This is a genomic window from Stenotrophomonas sp. GL_101 (assembly GCF_057835675.1).
Genome location: NZ_CM174432.1, coordinates 3,580,916 through 3,603,561, shown reverse-complemented (window position 1 = coordinate 3,603,561; position 22,646 = coordinate 3,580,916). Strand labels below are relative to the sequence as shown.

The 22,646-nt window shown below is 68.5% G+C and carries 20 protein-coding genes; 16 read left to right on the top strand and 4 right to left on the bottom strand.

Annotation, left to right across the window (positions count from 1 at the left end; all coding sequences use genetic code 11):
* The first annotated feature begins 5 nt into the window (after positions 1-5).
* Positions 6-704: a tRNA (adenosine(37)-N6)-threonylcarbamoyltransferase complex dimerization subunit type 1 TsaB gene (gene tsaB, locus AC3IR9_RS15915; RefSeq protein WP_489291900.1), complete on the top strand. Its 699-nt coding sequence runs from the start codon at positions 6-8 to the stop codon at positions 702-704.
* Positions 705-729: 25 nt separating this feature from the next.
* Here tsaB and AC3IR9_RS15910 read toward each other — a convergent pair whose 3' ends face one another.
* Complete coding sequence (locus tag AC3IR9_RS15910; RefSeq protein ID WP_489291899.1) at positions 730-1,617, bottom strand: energy transducer TonB family protein; 888 nt, start codon at positions 1,615-1,617, stop codon at positions 730-732.
* Positions 1,614-2,564: a glutathione synthase gene (gene gshB, locus AC3IR9_RS15905; protein ID WP_489291898.1), complete on the bottom strand. Its 951-nt coding sequence runs from the start codon at positions 2,562-2,564 to the stop codon at positions 1,614-1,616. Before gshB ends, AC3IR9_RS15910 begins: the two co-directional genes overlap by 4 nt.
* 249 nt (positions 2,565-2,813) lie before the next feature.
* Here gshB and pilG point away from each other — a divergent pair, with 249 nt between their 5' ends.
* From pilG to AC3IR9_RS15870, 7 genes are all read left to right on the top strand, one after another.
* A complete protein-coding gene (pilG, locus tag AC3IR9_RS15900) occupies positions 2,814-3,215 on the top strand; it encodes a twitching motility response regulator PilG (RefSeq protein WP_042614342.1) in 402 nt (133 codons plus the stop codon).
* 17 nt (positions 3,216-3,232) lie between these two features.
* The gene (locus tag AC3IR9_RS15895) at positions 3,233-3,595 is read left to right on the top strand and encodes a response regulator (protein ID WP_489291897.1); all 363 of its coding nucleotides are present in this window, start codon (positions 3,233-3,235) and stop codon (positions 3,593-3,595) included.
* Complete coding sequence (locus AC3IR9_RS15890; protein WP_489291895.1) at positions 3,595-4,125, top strand: chemotaxis protein CheW; 531 nt, start codon at positions 3,595-3,597, stop codon at positions 4,123-4,125. Before AC3IR9_RS15895 ends, AC3IR9_RS15890 begins: the two co-directional genes overlap by 1 nt.
* A gap of 43 nt (positions 4,126-4,168) precedes the next feature.
* On the top strand, positions 4,169-6,205 hold the full coding sequence (locus tag AC3IR9_RS15885) for a methyl-accepting chemotaxis protein (protein ID WP_489291894.1): 2,037 nt from the start codon (positions 4,169-4,171) through the stop codon (positions 6,203-6,205).
* Positions 6,206-6,299: 94 nt separating this feature from the next.
* Positions 6,300-12,893, top strand: a complete 6,594-nt coding sequence (locus AC3IR9_RS15880; protein ID WP_489291892.1) for an Hpt domain-containing protein — start codon at positions 6,300-6,302, stop codon at positions 12,891-12,893.
* Positions 12,880-14,211: a chemotaxis protein CheB gene (locus AC3IR9_RS15875; protein ID WP_489291891.1), complete on the top strand. Its 1,332-nt coding sequence runs from the start codon at positions 12,880-12,882 to the stop codon at positions 14,209-14,211. The genes AC3IR9_RS15880 and AC3IR9_RS15875 overlap by 14 nt, the downstream gene beginning before the upstream one ends.
* Before the next feature lie 33 nt (positions 14,212-14,244).
* Positions 14,245-14,718 (top strand): chemotaxis protein CheW, encoded by a 474-nt coding sequence (locus AC3IR9_RS15870; protein WP_489291889.1) that lies wholly within the window; start codon positions 14,245-14,247, stop codon positions 14,716-14,718.
* 195 nt (positions 14,719-14,913) lie between these two features.
* On the opposite strand, the gene AC3IR9_RS15865 is transcribed toward AC3IR9_RS15870, so the two are convergent.
* Together AC3IR9_RS15865 and bioA are read right to left on the bottom strand one after the other, a co-directional pair.
* A complete protein-coding gene (locus AC3IR9_RS15865; protein WP_489291888.1) occupies positions 14,914-15,648 on the bottom strand; it encodes a 16S rRNA (uracil(1498)-N(3))-methyltransferase in 735 nt (244 codons plus the stop codon).
* Positions 15,639-17,030 (bottom strand): adenosylmethionine--8-amino-7-oxononanoate transaminase, encoded by a 1,392-nt coding sequence (gene bioA / locus AC3IR9_RS15860; protein WP_489291886.1) that lies wholly within the window; start codon positions 17,028-17,030, stop codon positions 15,639-15,641. The genes AC3IR9_RS15865 and bioA overlap by 10 nt, the downstream gene beginning before the upstream one ends.
* A 50-nt stretch (positions 17,031-17,080) precedes the next feature.
* Between bioA and nudE the strand changes: the two genes are divergently transcribed.
* From nudE to gcvT, 8 genes are all read left to right on the top strand, one after another.
* Positions 17,081-17,629 (top strand): ADP compounds hydrolase NudE, encoded by a 549-nt coding sequence (nudE, locus tag AC3IR9_RS15855; protein WP_489291885.1) that lies wholly within the window; start codon positions 17,081-17,083, stop codon positions 17,627-17,629.
* The gene (cysQ, locus tag AC3IR9_RS15850; RefSeq protein WP_489291883.1) at positions 17,626-18,429 is read left to right on the top strand and encodes a 3'(2'),5'-bisphosphate nucleotidase CysQ; all 804 of its coding nucleotides are present in this window, start codon (positions 17,626-17,628) and stop codon (positions 18,427-18,429) included. The genes nudE and cysQ overlap by 4 nt, the downstream gene beginning before the upstream one ends.
* A gap of 21 nt (positions 18,430-18,450) precedes the next feature.
* Complete coding sequence (mazG, locus tag AC3IR9_RS15845; RefSeq protein ID WP_489291881.1) at positions 18,451-19,263, top strand: nucleoside triphosphate pyrophosphohydrolase; 813 nt, start codon at positions 18,451-18,453, stop codon at positions 19,261-19,263.
* Positions 19,260-19,583, top strand: coding sequence for a YnfA family protein (locus tag AC3IR9_RS15840; protein ID WP_489291880.1), 324 nt, complete (start codon positions 19,260-19,262; stop codon positions 19,581-19,583). Before mazG ends, AC3IR9_RS15840 begins: the two co-directional genes overlap by 4 nt.
* A 68-nt stretch (positions 19,584-19,651) precedes the next feature.
* On the top strand, positions 19,652-19,954 hold the full coding sequence (locus AC3IR9_RS15835) for an Mpo1-like protein (RefSeq protein WP_489291878.1): 303 nt from the start codon (positions 19,652-19,654) through the stop codon (positions 19,952-19,954).
* A 51-nt stretch (positions 19,955-20,005) separates the two neighbouring features.
* Positions 20,006-20,968 (top strand): SPFH domain-containing protein, encoded by a 963-nt coding sequence (locus tag AC3IR9_RS15830; RefSeq protein ID WP_489291877.1) that lies wholly within the window; start codon positions 20,006-20,008, stop codon positions 20,966-20,968.
* Position 20,969: 1 nt separating this feature from the next.
* Positions 20,970-21,401, top strand: a complete 432-nt coding sequence (locus tag AC3IR9_RS15825; protein ID WP_489291875.1) for an NfeD family protein — start codon at positions 20,970-20,972, stop codon at positions 21,399-21,401.
* Between the two features lie 102 nt (positions 21,402-21,503).
* Entirely contained in the window at positions 21,504-22,616 is a 1,113-nt protein-coding gene (gcvT, locus tag AC3IR9_RS15820; protein WP_489291874.1) for a glycine cleavage system aminomethyltransferase GcvT, read from the top strand.
* The last annotated feature ends 30 nt before the right edge of the window (positions 22,617-22,646 follow it).

Here is a 22,646-nt window from a genome sequence, read left to right as displayed (position 1 = left end):
CCGCCATGAAACTGCTCGCCTTTGAAACCGCCACCGAAGCCTGCTCCGTCGCCCTGTACGTGGATGGGCAGGTACAGGAGCGTTTCGAGATAGCGCCGCGCCGCCACGCCGAGTTGAGCCTGCCTTGGGCCGAGGCGTTGTTGGCCGAGGCCGGTGTGGCCCGTTCGCAGCTCGATGCGATCGCGCTGAGCCGGGGCCCGGGCGCGTTCACCGGGGTGCGGCTGGCGATCGCCATCGCCCAGGGCATCGCGCTGGCACTGGACCGGCCGTTGATTCCGGTGTCCACGCTGCAGGTGCTGGCGCTGCGCGCGCCAGCCGGGGCCGATCACGTGCTGAGCAGCATCGATGCGCGCATGGGCGAGGTGTATGTGGCCCGGCAGGTGCGCGTGGAGGGGCAGTGGCAGCTGCAGGGCGAGGAAACGGTGTGCGCACCGGATGCGGTGGTGCTGCCCGATGGCACGCGCTGGTTTGGCGTGGGCACCGGGTTTGGTGCCGCCGACGGACGCCTGGCCGCACGCCTGGGCGCGCAGTTGGACGGCGTGGACGCGCAGGCACTGCCGCGCGCCGCGGACGTGCTCGCGCTGGCAGTGCCGGCGTTCGAGCGCGGCCAGTTCATGGCCCCCGAGCGGGTCGAGCCGGCCTACCTGCGCAACAACGTGGCCTTGACCCTGGTCGAACAGCAGGCGGCACGCGCGGCCCGGTAGCGCCGACGGTTGGTCGGCGGCCCCATCAGCGGTCGTCGCGCAGCTCGCCACCGGGCAGGAACACCCAGGTACGGGTGACCTGCAGGATATCGATCGCATCCTCGGTCTTGGGCAGCGGCGGGAACGGCTGGGCCAGGCGGATCACCCGCAAGGCGGTTTCGTCCAGCAACGGGCTGCCGCTGCTGCGCAGGATCCGGCTGCTTTCCACGCTGCCGTCGCGGCGCACGCCCACGGTGATCACCACCTGGCCGCCCAGGCGACGCTGGCGCGCTTCATCGGGGTAGTTGAGGTTGCCCACGCGCTCGGCACGGTCCACCCAGGCGCGCAGATAGTTGGCGTAGGCGTACTCGCGGGTGCTGGCCGAGACGAACTTGCGGTTCGGGCGCTTGGCGTACTGCGCCGAGCGCAGGTGCACTTCGGCGGCCAGTCGCGCCATTTCCGCGTCGCGCTGCTCGCGCGCGTTCATCGGCGCATCCGGCAGCGGGCGCTCGGGCAGCGGTTGTGGCTGCGCGCTGGCGATCTGCTCGGTGCTGTTGCGGCTGGACACCACCCGCGCCTGTGGCGGGGGCGGGCTGGCTGCGTCCTGGCGCTGCTGTGGCACCGGCGACACCCCGGCCTGCGGCTGCGGCACGATCCCGGCCTGGTTGTCGCGCGGGCGCTGTGCCTTGTCGTGGTCGCCACCGCCCTGCTGGTTGGCCTGGGCCAGGAAATCGGCCTGTTTGGGCGTCAACGCGGTCTGGGTCTGGCTGAAGATCACCTCCAGGGTCGGCACCAGCGCGGCCTTGTCGCTGACCGCAAAGCCCACCCCCAGGATCACCAGCGCATGCACCAGCAGCGACAGCGTCAGGGTTGCGCCCAGGCGCTGTGACTCGCGTCCCTGCAGGGGCAGCAGCGGCTCGGCCGTCGCAGTCATCGCGGCAGGCCGGCCTCGATCGCGTCGAACAGGGTGCCGGCGATGTTCAGCCCGAACTGCGCATCCAGCTCGCGCACGCAGGTGGGGCTGGTCACGTTGACCTCGGTGAGGTAATCGCCGATCACGTCCAGACCGACGAAGCGCATGCCGCGGCGCTTCATCTCCGGCCCGACCTGGGCGGCGATCCAGCGGTCGCGCTCGCTCAGCGGGCGGCCTTCGCCGCGGCCACCGGCGGCCAGGTTGCCGCGGAATTCGTCACCCTGCGGAATCCGCGCCAGGCAGTAGTCCACCGGCTCGCCATCGACCAGCAGGATGCGCTTGTCGCCGGCGGTGATGTCCGGGATGAACTTCTGCGCCAGGGCCAGGGTGCGCTCGCCGTTGGTCAGGGTTTCCAGGATCACGTTGAGGTTGGGATCGCCGGTGCCGGAACGGAAGATCGAGCGCCCGCCCATGCCATCCAGCGGCTTGAGCACGGCCTGGCCGTGTTCCAGCACGAAGGCCTTGAGGTCGGCCGTGCGGCGGCTGACCAGGGTCGGCGGGCAGCACTGCCGGAACAGCAGCGCGGCCAGCTTCTCGTTGAAGTCGCGCAGCCCCTGCGGGTCGTTGACCACCAGCGCGCCGGCCTGCTGGGCCACGCTGAGCACATGGGTGTCGTAGATGAATTCGGCATCCACCGGCGGGTCCTTGCGCATCAGCACGACCTGGCCGGGGCCGAACACGGTCTGGCTGAATTCGCCCAGGGTGAACCAGCTGTCCTTGTCCTCGCGCACCTGCAGCGGGGCGGTGCGGGCCACCGCCTGGCCGTCGCGCAGGGCCAGCCCGCCGGGGCTGACGTAGTGCAGGGCGTGGCCGCGGCGCTGGGCCTCCAGCAGCATCGCGAAGGTGGTGTCCTTGGCAATCTTGATGTGGGCGATGGGGTCCATCACCACGATGACGTTCAACGGCATGGGCGCACCTGTCAGGCAAGGCGCTGATGGTAGCCGCATCCGCCCCTGGCTGCCTGCCCCCGGCCGGTGCAACGCAGCGTCCGGGGGGGGGGCCGGGTTTGCGCAAAAAGTGTGCCCGGCGTCACCGCCGACCCGCTGGCGCCTCGGCTGAAGTGGCGGTGCTTGAAGCCTGCGCCGGAAGTGCGATATAGATACGCTTTCGCAGCGGCGCCGGACCAAGCAGAAGCGTCGCGCGCTCGGGGAAAGGTAATGACTGAAAACATGACTGCGGGTGGGGAACTCGCAGGGCTGAGGGTCATGGTCATCGATGATTCGAAGACCATCCGCAGGACCGCCGAAACACTGCTCAAGCGCGAAGGCTGCGAGGTGGTGACCGCGACCGATGGTTTCGAGGCGTTGGCCAAGATTGCCGACCAACAGCCGCAGATCATCTTCGTGGACATCATGATGCCGCGCCTGGACGGGTACCAGACGTGCGCCTTGATCAAGGGCAACCAGCTGTTCAAGTCCACGCCGGTGATCATGCTGTCCTCCAAGGACGGCCTGTTCGACAAGGCGCGCGGGCGCATCGTCGGCTCGGAGCAGTACCTGACCAAGCCTTTCACGCGTGAAGAACTGCTGGGTGCCATCCGCACATACGTCAACGCCTGACCAGGGGGAAAGGCACAATGGCTCGAATCGTTCTGATCGAGGATTCACCGACCGACCGTGCGGTGTTTACGCAGTGGTTGACCAAGGCCGGGCACGAAGTACTGGAAGCGGACAATGCCGAGGACGGGCTGGTGCTCGTGCGCGAGCAGTCGCCGCAGCTGGTGCTGATGGATGTCGTGCTGCCGGGCATGAGTGGCTTCCAGGCCACCCGTGCGATGGCGCGTGACGCGGCGACCAAACATATCCCGGTAGTCATCGTCAGCACCAAGGCGATGGAAACCGACAAGGCGTGGGGGCTGCGCCAGGGGGCGGCCGACTACATCGTCAAGCCGCCGCGCGAGGAGGAACTGATCGCGCGGATCAACCAGTTGGTGGTCTGATGCGCTCTCCTTTCGACATCCTCGAGGTCTACGAACAGCGCAGCCTGGCCCATGCCGTGCAGCTGCCCGAGCGGCAGTTCGCGCAGGACCTGTGGCGTGGCGTCGGCTACCGCGTGGGCAAACGCCACCTGGTGTCGGACTTCCGCGAAGTGGTGGAAATCGTGCCGATGCCGCCGATCACCCCGGTGCCCGGCGCGCAGCCGTGGCTGCTGGGCGTGGGCAACCTGCGCGGCAATCTGTTCCCGGTGGTGGACCTGAAGTACTTCATGGAAGGCGAGCGCACCGTGCAGCAGGAAGGCCAGCGCGTGCTGATCATGCGCCAGGCCGGCGGCGACGTCGCGCTGACCATCGATGAACTGTTCGGCCAGCGCAGCTTCGAGCAGGACCAGGACATCGTCGCCGGCGACCTGGCCAGCGGCCGCTACGCCCACTTCGTCGATCGCGCCTTCCACGGCGACGGTCATGACTGGGGCGTGTTCTCGCTGTCGCTGTTGTCGCGTACCCCCGAATTCAGGCAGGCCGCGGCCTGAGCGCTGCTGTCTGTCTCACCGCATTGAAGATCGAGGTTGAACGATGAGTACTCCTTCGGAAACCGCCAAGGCCGGCAAGCTGGGCTCGGTGGGAACCAATTTCTGGCTGGGTCTGCTGGCCCTGTCGATGATCGTGTTCGGCGTGAACACCGGCGTGGCCACCTGGCAGGGCAGTCGCCTGGCCGGTGCCAGTACCGGTGCGGCCGACCTGCAGGTGCTGTCCCAGCAGCTGGCCAACCAGGGCCGTGAAGCGGTGTCGGGCAACGCCCAGGCGTTCACCGCCTTCAAGGACACCAAGACCCGCATCGAAGGCACCGTGAGCAGCCTGCAGGGCCGCTACGGTGCTGAGGCCAACGTGTCCGGCCCGCTCACCCAGCTCAGCCAGACCTGGGAGCCGCTCGGCAAGAGCGCCGCCCAGCTGGTGGCCAGCGAGCCGGCGGTGCTGGCGCTGGCCGGCAACGCCAACAACTTCGTCAACGGCGTGCCCGCACTGCAGGCACAGTTGAATGAAGTGGTGCGCGCGATGTCGGCCGGTGGCGCGCCCGCCTCGCAGGTCTACAACGCCCTGCAGCAGGTGGTGGTGGTCGGCTCGATGGCCCGCCGGGTCACTGAAATGCGCGCCGGTGGCGCCAATGCCGCCGCCGCTGGCGACGCCCTGGCCCGCGACTCGGTGGTGTTCACCCAGGTGCTCGAAGCACTGCGCAATGGCAACGAGGAACTGGGCATCACGGCGGTCCGCAATGCCGGTGCGCTGACCGCGCTGGAGCAGTCGCAGAAGCAGTGGGAGACCATGAAGAAGGACGCCGACGCGATCCTGGCCAGCTCGCGCCAGCTGTTCTCGGCGCAGTCATCGGCCGCCGCGCTGACCAGTGGGTCCAACAAGATGCTCGAGGACAGCAAGAAGCTGTTCGAAGCCTTCTCTTCGTTCGGGTCGGTGCGCGATACGCGCCTGTTCCCCAACTTCTGGCTGGGCGTGATCTCCGGCGCGCTGTCGTTGATCGCCATCATCGGTTTCGTCAGCAGCACCGTGCGCAGCCGCTCGCGCGAACAGGACCTGCGCTACCAGACCCAGGTGGAATTCAACAGCCGCAACCAGCAGGCGATCATGCGGCTGCTGGACGAAATCAGCTCGCTGGGTGAAGGCGACCTGACGGTGAAGGCCTCGGTGACCGAGGACATGACCGGCGCGATCGCCGACGCCATCAATTACGCGGTGGATGAGCTGCGCCACCTGGTGACCACCATCAACGACACCTCGGCCAAGGTCGCGCTGTCCACCCAGGAAACCCAGGCCACCGCCATGCAGCTGGCCGAAGCGGCCGGCCACCAGGCCAACCAGATCACCTCGGCCTCGGACCGGATCGGCGAAATCGCTTCGAGCATCGAGCAGGTGTCGCGCAACTCGGCCGAATCGGCCGACGTGGCGCAGCGCTCGGTGGTGATCGCCGCCGAAGGCGCCGGCGTGGTCCGCGAAACCATCCAGGGCATGGACCAGATCCGCGACCAGATCCAGGAAACCTCCAAGCGCATCAAGCGGCTGGGTGAGTCCTCGCAGGAAATCGGCTCGATCGTGGAACTGATCAACGACATTTCCGAACAGACCAACATCCTGGCGTTGAATGCTGCCGTGCAGGCGGCCTCGGCCGGTGAAGCCGGTCGCGGGTTCGCGGTGGTGGCCGATGAAGTGCAGCGCCTGGCAGAACGTACCTCCGGTGCCACCCGACGCATTGAAAGCCTGGTCCAGGCCATTCAGGCCGATACCAACGAAGCGGTCAGTTCGATGGAGCAGACCACCGCCGAAGTGGTGTCCGGTGCGCGCCTGGCCGAAGACGCCGGTACCGCCCTGACCGAAATCGAACGCGTGTCCAACGCGCTCAACAACCTCATCAAGAACATCTCGATCGCCGCCCAGCAGCAGTCGTCGGCCGCGTCGGACATCACCCGCACCATGGGCGTGATCCGGCAGATTACCGGCCAGACCTCGCAGGGCGCGGGACAGACCGCCGAGTCGATCGGTCATTTGGCACAGCTGGCGGCCGACCTGCGCCGCTCGGTTGCCGACTTCAAGCTGCCGGCGTGAGCCGCGGGCAGGGCGGAGAGGGAAGGAATCAGCAGATGATGCATCGCCAGACGCAACAGCACGACACGCGCGCCCCGCTGCCGGGAGTATCGGCATGAGCACGCTGCGCGATGCCATGAGCCACGCAGCACTGGGCTGGGTCAAGCCGGAGCTGGACGAGACCCTGCGCCAGGTGCGCAACGAGGTCGAGTACTACGCCGAAGACCCGGCCGACGGCAGCCGCATGCGCTTCTGCGCCGGCTACCTGCACCAGGTGCAGGGCACCTTGCGCATGGTCGAGTTGTACGCCCCGGCGATGGTGGCCGAGGAACTGGAGCAGCTGGCCAACGCCATCGGCGCCGGCGAAGTGCCCGACCGCGACGAAGCCTGCGCCACCCTGATGCGCGGCAGCGTGCTGCTGCCCGATTACCTGGAGCGCCTGCAGAACGGCCATCGCGATATTCCGATCGTGCTGCTGCCGCTGCTCAATGACATCCGTTCGGCGCGCGCTGCGCCGGGCATCAATGAAAGCGTGCTGTTCGCCTTCGCCCCGGACAGCGCCAGCGCCACCGAGGCCGAACTGGACCACGCGCGCGGCAGCCTCAGCGGCCGCAACCGCGAGCTGCTTGATACCGTGGGCAACGCGGTCAAGGAAGAACTGCTGCGGGTCAAGGACGCGCTGGACCTGCACCTGCGTACTGCCGGTGATCCGGTGCAGCTGCAGACCCAGGTCAATGAACTGGGCGCAGTGGCCGACACCCTGGGCATGATGGGCCTGGGCGTGGCCCGCGGCGTGGTCGTGCAGCAGCGCGATGCGTTGCGTGGCGTGGTCGATGGCCAGCAGCAGATCGACGAAAGCCTGCTGCTGGATATCGCCGGCGCCCTGCTGTACGTGGATGCCTCGCTGGACGACCAGGTCGCCCACCTGGGTGCCGGCGGCAGCGGCGAGGATGACCCCAGCGCAATGGAAAACCGGCGCACGGTCGAAGTCCTGGCGCATGAAGCCATCGCCAATTTCTCCGCCGCCCGCGAACATTTCGTCGCCTTCATCGAGACCAACTGGAACCACCAGCAGCTGGCCGAGGTACCGCGCCTGCTCGGCGAGGTGGCCGGTGCGCTGCGCATGCTCGACCTGTCCACCCCGGCCGACTACCTGCAGGGCGTGCGCCAGTACATCGCGGTGGAACTGATCGGCCGCCAGCGCGTGCCGAGCGGTCGCCAGCTGGACACCCTGGCCGATGCCATGGCCAGCCTGGAGTACTACCTCGAAGCGCTGCGCGAGCGTCGCCCGGGGCGCGAGGACATCCTCGACATCACCCGTACCAGCCTGGAAACCCTGCGCTATTGGCCGTTGCCGGACGCCAATGCGGTGGCCGCCGATGCCAGCGCCGAAGCACTGCCGGTGGCGCCGGAACCGATCGAGCTGGCGCCCTGGGAAGCGCCGGCCCCCGAACGCATCGATACCCCGGTGACGAGGTCTGCGCCGGCACCGGGCAGCGTGCCGCCGGCATTGCCGGATGTGACCTTCGATCCGCTGCCCAGCCATGTTGCGGCAGCCACCCTCGATACCGGCGCTGCGCTGGCCGAGGTGCCGGTTGAAGCGCGCGAGGAGGTGCCCGCCGACGTGCTCGTGGCGGCAACCATCGAAGCACCGCTGGTCTTCGCCGCCTCCACCGCAGCCGCACCGCAGGACACGCAGTGGACGCTGTCCACCGCGACCGAGGCCAGCGACATCGCGCCGAGCTTCGGCCATTTCGATCCGGTGATCGCCGAAGACAGCCACGCAACCCGCTGGGAGGCGCTGCCACCGATGCATGTTGCGCTGGAGGCGCTGGATGGCGCCCCGGTCGAGCCTGCGGCACCGGTCACCGACGCATGGACGGCTCCATCGACGGCCAACACCGGTTTCGATCCGGTCACCGCCGAGCACGACCTGCTGGAGATCAGCGACGAGCCCATCGAATTCACCTTCGACGCGCCGCTGCACAATGCCGGCGACGTGCTGTCGCTGGAGATCGACGATGCGCCGCTTGCCCACGGGCAGGAGGATGCGGTGGATGCGGCACCGGAGCTGGACGTGCAGCGCCTGCCCTCGTTCCTGCAGCCGCCGCTACCCGCAGACGAAGTCTTGGATGCTGCCGCCGACGCCGATGACGGCTTCGAGGCGCTGGATGCCTTCGATGCAACCGATATCGCCGATACCGATGTTGGAGACACCACCGACCACTCGACCCAGGATCCGTCGCCGGTCGTGACCCACAGCAGCACCGGCGTGCACGCCGCGGTGATCGGCAAGATCGAGCTGGACGAGGAGTCGACCCGCTTCCTGGCGGAGCTGGACGCGGCTGCAGCCCAGTTCAACACCCAGCCGCCGGCCTTGCCGGGTGCAGGGTCGATCCTTGGCGACGGGGCCGCCGACGCCCTTGCCGACAGCATCGATGCCGGTTTTGAAGACAGCGGCGAGAACATCGACCAGGACATCCGCGAAGTCTTCATCGAAGAGTTCGACGAGGAACTGGTCAACCTTGGCAACCTGTTGCCGGTCTGGCGCGCCGCGCCCGACAACCTGGACCGCCTGCGTCCGATCCGTCGCGTCTTCCACACCCTCAAGGGCAGTGGCCGGCTGGTCGGCGCACGCACCCTGGGCGAGTTCAGCTGGAAGGTCGAGGGCATGCTCAACCGCGTGCTCGAGGGCAGTCGCCCGGCATCGCCGGCGGTAGTGGCCATGGTCACCCAGGCCTATGAGGTCCTGCCGCAGCTCAATGCGGCACTGCGCGATGGCAGCCGCGTCAGCGCGGACCTGCAGGCCATGCAGGCGACCGCCGACCGCGTGGCGGCCGGTGAGGAAACCTTCCATGTGCCGCTGCAGCGGGCGGTCCCGGTCGTCGCCGTCGAGGCACCGGTCCCGGCAGAGGATGCCGAAGGCACCCCGGCCAACATCGACGAGGTACTGCGCGAGATCCTCGAAGCCGAGGTCGACACCCACCAGGCCACGCTGCAGGCGTGGCTGCGCGAGGCCAGCCAGGCCCCGCAGCCGGTGACCGACATGCTGTTGCGTGCGGTGCACACCATGAATGGTGCGTTCGCGATGACCAACGTCCCGGAGATCACCGCGGTCACCGGGGGCGCGGAGAGCTTCATCAAACGCTCGCTGGCCGCCGATGCCACCCCCGATGCCGACGGCGTGGACGCGCTGTCGGCCACCGCCGAGGCGATCACCGCGACCATGGCGGCGTTGCAGGCCGAGGCCCCGCGCATTCCAGTGCAGACCGTGCTGGCCGCGCGCCTGCAGGCCCTGGCCGATACGTTGCCCGAAGCGCGCTGGCCGGCGATGGTGATGGACGACGAGGACGAGGACGAGGACGAGCTGGATGTCGAACTGACCTCGTTCGAGCATGAACCGCTGGTCGAGGAGGCCGCGCCGGCACCGGCAGAAGAGGAGGGCGGTTACGCCCACTTCGATGACCGCACCGATGGCTCCCTGCAGCAGGCCGAGATCGACGCCGATGGGCTGTCGGTGGTGGGCACTGATGCGCTGGAGGATGCGGAGCAGCTGGACGATCAGGCGCTGGTGGTCGGTGAATTGACCGGCAGTGACGATCTGTCTGCCTATTTCAATGCCGATCTGCCGGTGACCCCGGCGCCGGTTGTCGCCGACCCGACGCTGTCGCATGCCGCGGCCGTCGATACCGGCCCGGCGGCCGAAGCGCTCGCCTACGCGGGCCTGGAGGCGGTCGAGCTGACCGGCGCCGAAGACCTCTCACGCTACTTCGACGCCGAGCTGCACCCGGCAGCCGCAACGACGCCGGATGCCGCCGTCGAGCGTGCTGACGCGGAAGGCCTGGACGAGGCTGAGGACAACGACAGCGACCGCGACCGCGAGGCACTGGCCGACGCGTTGCCGCCGACCCCCGCCTTCGGCGAACAGGTGGATGTGCAGCAGGCGCTGGATGACGGCCTGACCGTGATCGATGCCGCGCCCGACCAGGACGACGACAACGACAACGACAACGACAACGACAACGACAACGTGCTCGGCCTGGATGCCCGCCACGATCCGTTGGAGCACCGCGACGAAGCCGACGCGTTTGCCGAAGGCGATGTTGACGCCTACGCGGACGTTGAAGCCGATGCCGATGCCGCCGCCGCCGTGGAAGCGGCCGCTCCCATTCCCACACCGTTCTTCGAACTGGAAGACGCACCGCTGTCGGCTCCGACCGAGACGGCCGTGTCTGCTGGCGACAGCGCGCTGACCCTGCCGGGTGAGGCGGTGACCGATGCGGTCCAGGCCGATGCCCTGCAGCCCGATGCCAGCGAACCGGTTGCATCCGATGTCGCCGCCGAGGATGACAGCGCCGACGCGCTGGATTTCAGCGTGCTCGACCAGGAGCTGGTCGACATCTTCGTCGAGGAAGGCAAGGACCTGCTGGACCATTGCGATGGTCTGATCAGCGAGCTGCGTGCCGCGCCGAACGACCGCGATGTGATCGCCGGCCTGCAGCGTGACCTGCACACCCTGAAGGGTGGCGCACGCATGGCCGGCATCAATCCGATCGGCGATCTGGGCCACGGCATCGAATCGTTGCTGGAGGCGGTGGCCGCCAACCGCACCGATATCGACCGCAGCGACGTGCAGTTGCTGGAGCGTGGCTTCGACCGCCTGCATCAGCTGCTGACCCGCACCGGCCAGCACCGCACCGTGGCGATGCCCGATGACCTGATCCAGGCCTTTGAACAGCGCACCCTGGGCCGGGTGGAGCCGGTCGCGGCAGACAACGCCGACCAAGCGCAGCAGGACCTCGCGCCGGTAATGATCGACGCCGCCGTGGCCGCTGCGCCGCTGTCGGCGCCGGTGCCGGTGGAAGCCAGCAACGACGATGACAGCCTGGCGCGTCCGCAGCAGGAACAGGTGCGGGTACGCGCCGATCTGCTCGACCGCCTGGTCAACCACGCCGGTGAAGTGGCGATCTACCGCTCGCGCCTGGAACAGCAGCTGGGTGCCTTCCGCGGCGCCATGGGTGAACTGGACCGCACCAACGCGCGTCTGCGCGACCAGCTGCGCCGCCTCGACCTGGAAACCGAGGCGCAGATCGTCGCCCGCTACCAGCGCGAGCAGGAGCAGGTGGACCACACGTTCGATCCGCTGGAGCTGGACCGCTTCTCCACGCTGCAGCAGTTGAGCCGCGCGCTGAACGAATCGGCAGCCGATCTCGGCGGCCTGCAGGGCGTGCTCGATGATCTGTCGCGTCAGTACGACGTGCTGCTGCAACAACAGTCGCGGGTCAGCTCGGAACTGCAGGACGGCCTGATGCGGGCGCGCATGGTGCCCTTCGATGGTCTGGTGCCGCGCCTGCGCCGGGTGGTCCGCCAGGCGGGCCAGGACACCGGCAAGGAGGTCCACGTGATCCTGGAAGGGACCCACGGCGAACTGGACCGCAACGTGCTCGACCGCATGGTCGCGCCGCTGGAACACATGCTGCGCAACTCGGTGGCTCACGGCCTGGAAACCCCGGAGCAGCGTCGCGCGGCGGGCAAGCCCGAAGAGGGCGAGATCGCCATCCGCCTGCGTCGCGAAGGCTCGGAAATCGTGCTGGAAGTGGCCGATGACGGTGCCGGGCTGGACCGCGAGGCGATCCGTCGCCGCGCCGAACAGCGTGGCCTGATCGAGGCCGGAGCAGCGCTGGCCGAGGCCGAACTGGACGCGATGATCTTCGCTTCCGGTTTCAGCACCGCCGACCAGGTCAGCCAGCTGGCCGGCCGTGGCGTGGGCATGGACGTGGTCTTCAACGAAGTACGCCAGCTCGGCGGCACGGTGGACATCCACTCCGTGCGCGGCCAGGGCGTCACCTTCACCCTGCGCCTGCCGCAGACCCTGGCGGTCACCCAGGCGGTGTTCGTGCAGATCGGTGAGACCACCTACGCGGTGCCGGTGGCCTCGGTGAGCGGTATTGGCCGGATCGCGCGCGAGCGCTTCGAGGCGGCCAACGGGGGTTACCACTACGGCGGCGAAGAGTTCGCGCTGCATGACCTGGGCACGCTGGTCGGCCAGGGCCAGGCCCGTGCCGAAGGGCAGGCCCAGGTGCCTTTGCTGCTGGTGCGTGCCGGCGAACTGCGCGCGGCCGTGGCGATCGACCAGGTGCTGGGCAACCGCGAAATCGTGGTCAAGCCGGTGGGCCTGCAGATCGCCTCGGTGCCGGGCATCTACGGCGCCACCATTACCGGCGACGGCCGCGTCGTGGTCATCCTCGATGTTGCACCGCTGGTACGCCGCTTCCAGGCCAATCCGCACAAGCCGATTGCCGCCGCCACCCAGGTCAGCGACCGCGAGGTGCCGCTGGTGATGGTGGTCGACGATTCGTTGACCATGCGCAAGGTCACCGGGCGCATCCTGGAACGCCACAACTTCGACGTGGTGGTGGCCCGCGATGGCGTGGAAGCACTGGAACGGCTGGAAGAGCGTGTCCCGGACCTGATGCTGTTGGACATCGAAATGCCGCGCATGGATGGCTATGAACTGGCCACCGCGATGCGCGCCGACCCGCGTTACAAGGATGTGCCGATTGTGATGATCACCTCGCGCAGTGGTGACAAGCACCGTCAGCGCGCCTTTGAAATTGGCGTCCAGCGGTACCTGGGCAAGCCTTACCAGGAGCTGGACCTGATGCGGAATGTGTACGACCTGCTGGGGATCGCCCGTGTCCGCCAATGACCTGCCTTCGCTGTTGTCGGTAGCGCTGCTGGCGCGGCCCGGCCAGGCCCGTGACCGCTTGCGCGAGGCGCTTGGCCAGGCCGGCGCCACGCTGGTGCTGGAAGAGGATCCCACCACGCTCGCGCTGGAGGTCCTGCGCGAGGCGGCGCCGGGCGCGGTGCTGATCGCGCTGGAACCGGCCATCGAAGATGCGCTGGAACGGCTCGATCCGGTGCTGGGCTCGCCCTCGCTCACCCTGATTTTCGACGAAGCCGACCTGGCCGCGCGCCGCGAAGGGTGGGAAGCCCAGCGCTGGGCGCGGCATCTGGTGGCCAAGCTGCACGGCCACCAGAACGTGCTGCCGCCGGGCTCGGAGCAGGACGGCCTGCTGCAGCCCGAACCGGGCCTGCCGACCACCCCCGCGCAGCTGCATGCCGACGCGCCGCTGGACTTCCATGTGCGCGAAGCCTTCGATGCCGCGGCCGACGTGCCGGCCGATGGTCTGTACCAAGCCCCGGACACGCTGAGTGAGCCGATCTCGCTGGAGGAGGCGCTGGCCGCGCTGCAGCCGGCGCCATCGACCGCACCGATCGAGCCGCCGGCGATACCGGCCGCCGCCCCGCCTGCGGTACCTGCGTCGATGGCGCTGGGTGACCACAGCAGCTGGTCGCTGGTTGACGATGACGGTGCTGCGGCTGCCGCCGCTGCATCGGGGTTCGCCCCGGCCAGCGCGTCGCCGCTGTCGTCCGAATTCGATACCGAACGCCTGTCGCTGGTCGCACTGGAGACGGCAGGCCCGGCCGATGGCGCCGCGCCGGGCGCGGTGCTGGTGCTGGCCGGCATCGGTGGCCCCGATGCCCTGCGCCGGCTGCTGGCCAGCCTGCCGGCCGGGCTGGCCACGCCGGTGCTGGTGCACATGCGCCTGGATGGCGGTCGCTACGGCAATCTGGTCAAGCAGATGGCGCGGGTCTCGGCGTTGCCGGTGCTGCTGGCCGAAGCCGACCAGCCGGTGCAGGACGGTAATGCGTACATCCTGCCCGACGATGTCGGCCTGGCGCCGCGCAACGGTGGCTTGTATTTCCATGCCGATGCACAGGGCGTGCAGATTGCCACGCTGCCGCCAGCGCACAGCGCGGTGGTGCTGCTCAGTGGTGCCGACGCCGCGCAGGTCGACGACGTGCTGGCCCTGGCCGCCGCCGGGGCCTGGGTGGCCGGGCAGGTCGGGGAAGGCTGCTACGACCCCACCGCGGCCAACGCCGTGGTCGCCGCCGGCATGCCTGCCGGCGAGCCGCCGCAATTGGCCCAGAGCATCGTCGAACGTTGGGGTGTGAGCGAGTAATCGCCGCGCCACACCTCTTCCAGGAATCACGACATGAGTTACGCCAGCAACGACGAAATCCGCGGGGTATTGATCCAGGCCGGGCACGAGCGTGTGCTGCTGCCCAATGCCACCGTGGCCGAAATGATGTCCAAGGTCGCCGTACAGGGCATCCCCGACGTACCGACCTGGCTGGTCGGGCAGATCGCCTGGCACGGTTGGGACGTGCCACTGCTGTCGTTCGCGCGCCTGTCCGGGCTGGGCGACGAGCTGGTGACCAGCAACAACAAGGTGGTGGTACTGAAGGCGCTGGGTGGCAACGCCAAGCGTCCGTACTTCGCCCTGCTCACCCAGACCTTCCCGCAGCTGATTTCGGTGCCGCGCGACGGCCTGCTGGCCGACGCCTCCGAGGAAATGCTGCCACAGGGCGTGCACATGCGCGTGCTGCTCGGCGAGCAGAGCGCGCTGCTGCCGGACCTGGACGTGCTGGAAGCGGCGCTGGATGAGGCCTACCCGGTAGCCGGGTAGGTGCCGACCGTTGGTCGGCACATGCTTTGCGCACCGACCAACGGTGGCTGCCTACCGGTGCGTGACCGATGGTACCGGTGCGTGACCGGTGGTATGCGTGACCGATGGTAGGTGCCGACCGTTGGTCGGCACATGCATGGCACCGACCGGGAGGGGGTAACGACCAACGGTCGCTACCCGCCGGAATGTGGTCGGTCAGCCCAGATCGCCCAGCCGCGCCTGCACGGCCGCGATGGCGGCCAACCCGGCGGTTTCAGTGCGCAGGATGCGTGGACCCAGTTGCAGCCCCTGGAAGCCCGATTCAGCCAACGCCTGGCGATCGCGCGGTGACCAGCCGCCTTCCGGTCCGATCGCGATCACCACCCCACCCGGTGCGGGCTGCAGGGTGGACAGGCGATGGTCGCCGAGCGGGTCCAGGGTCAGCTTGAGTGCGTCGGCGGGCATCGCCCGCGCCGCATCCAGCAACGCCTGCGGCGCGGCCACGCTGGGCACCCGCGCGCGGCCGGATTGGCCACAGGCCGAAACCACCACGCTGTTCCAGTGCGCCAGCCGCTTTTCCGCGCGCGCCGCATCGAGCTTCACTTCGGTACGCTCGGCGTTGACCGGCACGATCGCATCGACCCCCAGTTCGGTGGCCTTCTGCAGGATCAGGTCCATCTTCTCGCCGCGTGCGATGCCCTGCAGCAGGGTGATGTGCAGCGGCGATTCGTTGTCCGGTGCGGTCAGCGCATCGATCCGCACCTGGGCGTCACGTTTGCCCACCACGACCAGCGTGGCGTGGTAATCGTGGCCGTCGCCATTGAACAGCACGCAACCATCGCCTTCGCGCAGCCGCATGACCCGCACCAGGTGGTTGGCGGCCTCCTCCGGCAGGGACAGGATCTGGCCCACCGCGAGCGGGCGGTCGAGGTGGCAACGGGTCACGCGCATGCAACCGCCTCTTCGATGGCCGCCAGGGTGGTCTGGGCCAGCAGGTCCAGGTGCTCGTCTTCCACGCAGTAGGGCGGCATCCAGTACAGCACGTTGCCCAGCGGGCGCAGCACCACGCCACGCTTGAGTGCGGCGGTGTAGGCATGCAGCCCGACCTTCGCCGCGGCGGGGAAGGGGGTGCGCTTGTCGCCGTTGCGGGTCAGTTCGAAGGCCACCACCATGCCGGCCTGGCGCACGTCGGCCATGTGCGGATGGTCGTTGAAGGGCGCCGCCAGCGTGCGCATCACTTCGGCGGTGCTGCGGTTGCGCGCGATCACGTCCTCGCCGGCGAAGATATCCAGCGTGGCCAGTGCCGCCGCGCAGGCCAGCGGATTGCCGGTGTAGCTGTGCGAGTGCAGGAAGGCGCGCTCGCGCGAGTCGTCCAGGAACGCGTCGTACAGCGCCTGGGTAGCCAGCACGGCCGACAGAGGCAGGAAGCCGCCGGTCAGGCCCTTGGACAGGCACAGCAGGTCGGGCATCACCCCGGCCTGTTCGCAGGCGAACATCGTGCCGGTACGGCCGAAGCCGGTGGCGATCTCGTCGGCGATCAGGAACGCGCCGTTGGCATCGCACAGTTCACGCGCGCGCTGCAGGTACACCGGGTCGTGCATGCGCATGCCGCCGGCGCACTGCAGCCGCGGCTCCAGGATCACCGCGCAGATTTCGCCGGGGTGCTGGTCAAACAGCGTGGCCAGTGCATCGGCGGCCTGGTGGGCGCGCTGTGCCGCGCTCTGCCCGGGCTCGGCCAGGTAGGCATCCGGCGACGGCGCGAACAGCGCCTCGGTCAGCAGCGGTGCGTAGACCCGGCGGTACAGCGGGATATCGCCGACCGACAGCGCCCCGAGGGTTTCGCCGTGGTAGCCGTTCTCCAGCGCGACGAAGCGGGTGCGGTGGTGCTCGCCGCGGTTGCGGAAGTAGTGGAACGCCATCTTCAGCGCGACCTCGACCCCGGCCGAGCCGTTGTCGGCGTAGAACACCTTGGCCAGTGGATCGCGCCCGGCCTGGCGCGGGGCGATCGCCAGCAGGCGCTCGGCCAGTTGCACGGCCGGTTGGTGGCTGAAGCCGGCCAGCATCACCTGCTCCAGCTGGGTGGCCTGGTGGGCGATGGCCGCGCCGATGCGCGGTTCGGCATGGCCGAACAGATTGGTCCACCAGCTGCTCACCGCATCCAGGTAGCGTTTGCCGTCATGGTCGATCAGCCAGGGCCCCTGGCCACGGGCGATCGGCACCAGCGGCAGGGTGTCGGGGTGCTCGCGCATCTGCGTGCACGGGTGCCAAAGCACGGCCAGGTCGCGTCGGCGCCACTGGTCGGCCAGCGTGAAGGGGGCTGGGTCTGCTAGCATTTCGGGCTCATGAAGACGTTTTCACCAGTTCCCATTCTAGAGATGCTCGCATGAGTCGTCGCCTGCCCATCATCCACAAGATCACGGACGAGCAGAGCGGGCCGTTCCAGCGCCAGCATCTTGACCTGGAATTCTCCAACGGCGAGCGCCGCCGCTTCGAGCGCCTGGTCAGCCAAGGCCATGGCGCGGTGGTGGTGGTGCCGATGCTGGACGCACAGACCGTGCTGCTGGTACGTGAATACGCCGCTGGCATGCACCGCTACGAGCTGGGCCTGGTCAAGGGCCGCATCGATGCCGGCGAAACCCCCGAGCAGGCCGCCGACCGCGAACTCAAGGAAGAGGCCGGTTACGGCGCGCGGCGCGTGGACGTGCTGCGCGCGATGACCCTGGCCCCCACCTACATGAGCCACCAGTCGTGGCTGGTGGTGGCGCGCGACCTGTACCCCGAACGGCTGGCCGGCGATGAGCCCGAAGAGCTGGAAGTGGTGCCGTGGAAGCTGGCCGACCTGGACCAGTTGATGCTGCGCGAGGACTTCTCCGAGGGCCGTTCGCTGGCCGCGCTGTTCATCGCCCGCCAGTGGCTGGCCGACCAGGCATGATCAAACTCACCACCGATCTGCGCGAAACGGTGATCGCCATCGCCCAGGACGCGGCGGCCGCGATCATGGCCGTGTATGCCACCCCGTTCGACGTGGCGATCAAGTCCGACCACAGCCCGGTGACCGCCGCCGACCTGGCCGGGAACCAGGTGATCGAGCGCGGCCTGCAGCAGCTCACCCCGGACCTGCCGATTCTGTCGGAGGAGTCGGCGCAGGTGCCGTGGGAGGTGCGCCAGCACTGGGGCGCCTACTGGCTGGTCGACCCGCTCGATGGCACGCGCGAGTTCGTCAAGCGCAACGACGAATTCAGCGTCAACATCGCCTTGATCTACCAGGGCGCGCCGGCATTCGGGGTGGTGCTGGCGCCGGTCACCGGCATCGCCTGGCACGCCATGCGCGGGGAACTGGCATACCGCCGCGAGGGCATGCACGACTCGGTGCTGCGCACGCGCACGCCGGCCACGCCGCCACTCCAGGTGGCGGCAAGCCGCTCCCACCGCAGCGAACAGACCCAGGCGCTGCTGGCGCGGATGGGCGAGATCGAGGTGGTCGCACAGGGCTCGTCGCTGAAGTTCTGCCGGCTTGCCGAGGGCACGCTGGATGTCTATCCGCGGCTGGGCCCCACCTCTGAATGGGATACCGCTGCCGGCCAATGCGTGCTGCACGCCGCAGGGGGCGCGGTGCTGTCGGCCACCACCGGCAAGCCGTTCCGCTACAACCGCCGCGAGACCCTGTTGAACGGCGACTTCATCGCCCTGGGCGACACCCGCCTGCCGTGGCGTGAGTGGCTGCCTGCCTGACCTGCCCGCAAGGAGTACTGGATGTCTGCCACCGTTGAACTGGACCGCCTGCTGGGCATCATGGCGCGGTTGCGCGATCCGCAGGACGGCTGCCCGTGGGACCTGCAGCAGGACTTTGCCAGCATCGCCCCCTACACGATCGAAGAAGCCTACGAAGTGGCCGATGCGATCGATCGGGGCGACCTGGAGGACCTGCAGGACGAACTGGGCGACCTGTTGCTGCAGGTGGTGTTCCACGCGCAGATGGCCAGCGAGCAGGGTGCGTTCGCCTTTGCCGAGGTGGCCCGGTCGATCAGCGACAAGATGCAGCGCCGGCATCCGCATGTCTTCGCGCAGGTGCAGGTGGACGGTGCCGATGCGGTCGCCGGCAACTGGGAGGCGATCAAACATGCCGAGCGCGCGGCCAAGGGCCACACCGATACCTCCGCGCTGGCCGGCATCGCGCGCGGCCTGCCCGAGTGGCAGCGGGCGGTGAAGCTGCAGGCACGTGCGGCGCGGGTCGGCTTCGACTGGCCCGGTCCGGGCCCGGTGATCGACAAGGTGCGCGAGGAGCTGGACGAGGTCGCCGCCGAGTTCGCCCGTGGCCCGGTCGCAGACAACCATGCGCGGTTGCAGGACGAACTGGGCGACCTGTTGTTCGTCTGCGCCAACCTGGCCCGCCATGCCAGGGTCGATGTCGGTGCGGCGCTGCGCCAGGCCAACCACAAGTTCGAGCGCCGCTTCCGCGCCATGGAAGCGCAGGCCGAGGCGGCCGGGCAGGCGATGGCCGCGCTGGACCTGGAGGCGCAGGAACAGCTCTGGCAGCAGGCCAAGGCCGAAGAAGCCAAGTCGTGAAGACGCTGCTGCTGTTCGTGCTGACAGCGGTGGCCGAGATCGTCGGCTGTTACCTGCCGTGGCTGTGGCTGCGCAAGGACGGCAGCGCCTGGCTGCTGCTGCCGGCGGCGGCCAGCCTGGCATTGTTTGCCTGGCTGCTGACCCTGTACCCGGCCGCCAGTGGCCGCGTCTATGCGGGCTATGGCGGGGTCTACATCGGCACCGCGCTGATGTGGCTGTGGCTGGTGGACGGGATCCGTCCCAGCCGCTGGGACCTGCTCGGCGTAGGCCTGTGCCTGGCCGGCATGGCCGTCATCATGTTCGCCCCGCGCAGCGCGTAGGGCCGGCCGCGCGACTACGCGGACGCGTCCCGCGCTATGCTGCGTGCATCCGGTCCGGAGAGCGCGCCATGTCCCGCTTCGCCAGTTTCCGCGAGTTCTATCCGTTCTACCTGGGCGAGCATCGCCATGTTGTTTCGCGGCGGCTGCATTTTTCCGGCAGTTGCGGGGTGCTGCTGCTGGTCGCCGTTGCGATCGTGCGTGGGCAGCCGGCCTGGTTGTGGGCGGCACTGGCCTGCGGCTACGGGTTTGCCTGGGTCGGGCACTACTTCTTCGAGAAAAACCGCCCGGCAACGTTCCGGCATCCGTTGTATTCCTTCGCCGGCGACTGGAGGATGTTCTGGGACATCCTCCGTGGCCGGGTCCGGCTGTAGCCTTCCCGTGGCCCTGCCCGGGTCAGCCACCCGGGGTAAAGGAGAAATCTGATGTTCCCGACCCTGCTGTTCTCGCTGGTGCTGGCCTTCGTGGCCGTGGTGATCCTGTTCAAGGCGGTGCGGATGGTGCCGCAGGGCTATGAATGGACGGTCGAGCGCTTCGGCCGCTACACCCACACGATGTCGCCGGGCCTGCATTTCCTGATCCCCATCGTGTACGGGGTGGGGCGCAAGGTGAACATGATGGAGCAGGTGCTGGACGTGCCCGGCCAGGAAGTGATCACCAAGGACAACGCCGCGGTACGCGTGGACGGGGTGGTGTTCTTCCAGGTGCTGGATGCGTCCAAGGCCGCCTATGAGGTAGCCAACCTGGAAGTGGCGATGATCGCCCTGGTGCAGACCAACATCCGCACGGTGATCGGTTCGATGGACCTGGATGAATCGCTGAGCCAGCGCGAGGTGATCAACGCCAAGTTGCTTGGCGTGGTGGACCACGCGACCAACCCGTGGGGCGTCAAGGTCAACCGCATCGAGATCCGCGACATCCAGCCCCCGCGTGACCTGCTGGACGCGATGGCGCGGCAGATGAAGGCCGAGCGCGAGAAGCGTGCGCAGATCCTGGAGGCCGAAGGCTCGCGCCAGTCCGAGATACTGCGCGCCGAGGGCGAGAAGCAGGCCACGGTGCTGGAAGCGGAAGGACGCAAGGAGGCCGCGTTCCGCGACGCGGAGGCGCGCGAGCGCCAGGCCGAGGCCGAAGCCAAGGCGACGCAGATGGTGTCCGAGGCGATCGCGCAGGGCGATGTGCAGGCGATCAACTACTTCATCGCGCAGAAGTACGTGGAGGCGTTCAAGGAGCTGGCCACCTCGCCCAACCAGAAGCTGGTACTGATGCCGATGGAGGCCAGTGGGGTGATCGGCTCGATCGCCGGCGTGGCCGAGCTGGCCAGGGAGGCGTTCGCCAAACAGGAAGAGAAGAAAGCCACGCGCGCGGTCCCTCCGCGCATAGGGGGTTGAGATGCGTTGGGAAGTGGTCGGCTGGGGGGCGTTGGCGTTGGTGCTGTTCGCGGCTGAAGCGCTGGCGCCGGGCGCGTTCATGTTGTGGATCGGGATCGGGGCGGCGGCGGTGTTCGTGATGGTGGCGGTGTTCGCCGATATCCCGCTGCTGTGGCAGGTGGTGGCGTACGTGCTGTTGTCGGTGGTGTCGATCCAGTGCTACCGGCGCTGGGGGCGCACGCATGCGCGGCAGAGCGACGCGCCGCTGCTGAACCGGCGCGCCGAGCAGTTGGTCGGGCGGGTGGTGGTGGTCGACCAGGCCATCGTGGCCGGCAAGGGCCGCGCCAAGATCGATGATGCATTCTGGGTGGTGGCCGGACCGGACCTGCCCGCCGGCAGCCAGGTGCGGGTGGTCGCGGTGGAGGGCATGACGCTGAAGGTGCAGGCGCTCTGAGCGGCACTTGGTAGGTCACGCGGCATTACCGCAGCGCGGCGGGCGTTGCGTGGCGTCAGACCTATAATGGGGATCTTGCTTTCATTCCCCCGGAAACCGGTCATGACCCAGAAGACGCTTCTCAACGACACCCACCGCGCACTCGGCGCCAAGATGGTTGATTTCGGTGGCTGGGACATGCCCATCCATTACGGCTCGCAGCTGGACGAGCACCATCTGGTGCGTGCCGATGCCGGCATGTTCAACGTCAGCCACATGACCGTGGTCGATCTGCGCGGTGCGCAGGTCAAGCCGTTCCTGCGCACCCTGCTGGCCAACTCGGTGGACAAGCTCAAGGTCACCGGCAAGGCGCTTTACTCGTGCATGCTCAATGCGCGCGGCGGGGTCATCGATGACCTGATCGTGTATTACCTGGCCGACGACTGCTTCCGCATGGTGGTCAATGCGTCGACCCGCGAGAAGGACCTGGCCTGGATCCGTGAGCAGGCGGCCGCCTTCGAGGTGCAGGTGACCGAACGCGAAGACCTGGCGATCGTCGCCGTGCAGGGCCCGACCGCACGTGAGCGGGTGATCGGCCTGGTCGGCGAGGGCGACCGCGCCGCGCTGGAGAAGCTGGGCCGTTTCGCTGCCCTGGAAGCCACCGCCGCCAGCGGCACGCCGCTGTTCGTGGCGCGCACCGGCTACACCGGTGAAGACGGTTTTGAAATCCTGCTGCCGCAGGCCGAGGTGGTGGCCTTCTGGAATGCCCTGGCCGCCGCCGGGGTACGTCCGGCCGGCCTGGGCGCGCGCGACACGCTGCGCCTGGAGGCGGGCATGAACCTGTACGGCCAGGACATGGATGAAGCGATCACCCCGTATGAGGCCGCGCTGGCCTGGACGGTGGCGCTGGACGAGGGCCGCGACTTCATCGGCCGCGATGTGCTGGAAGCGCAGAAGGCCGCCGGCGACGCGCGCCAGATGATCGGCCTGGTGATGGACGAGAAGGGCGTGCTGCGCCACGGCCAGGCGGTGCTGACCGCCAGCGGCCAGGGCGAAATCCTGTCGGGCACCTTCTCGCCGACGCTGGGCAAGGGCATCGCCTTCGCACGGGTGCCGGCCGGTGACCTGGGCCAGGTGCACGTGGACATCCGCGGCAAGCAGGTGCCGGTGCGCGTGGTGAAGTTCCCGTTCGTGCGCGAAGGCCAGGCCCAGCCGGGCGTACTGGCCGACGCCTGATTTTTTTTGACCGGGCCGACCTGTTGGAGG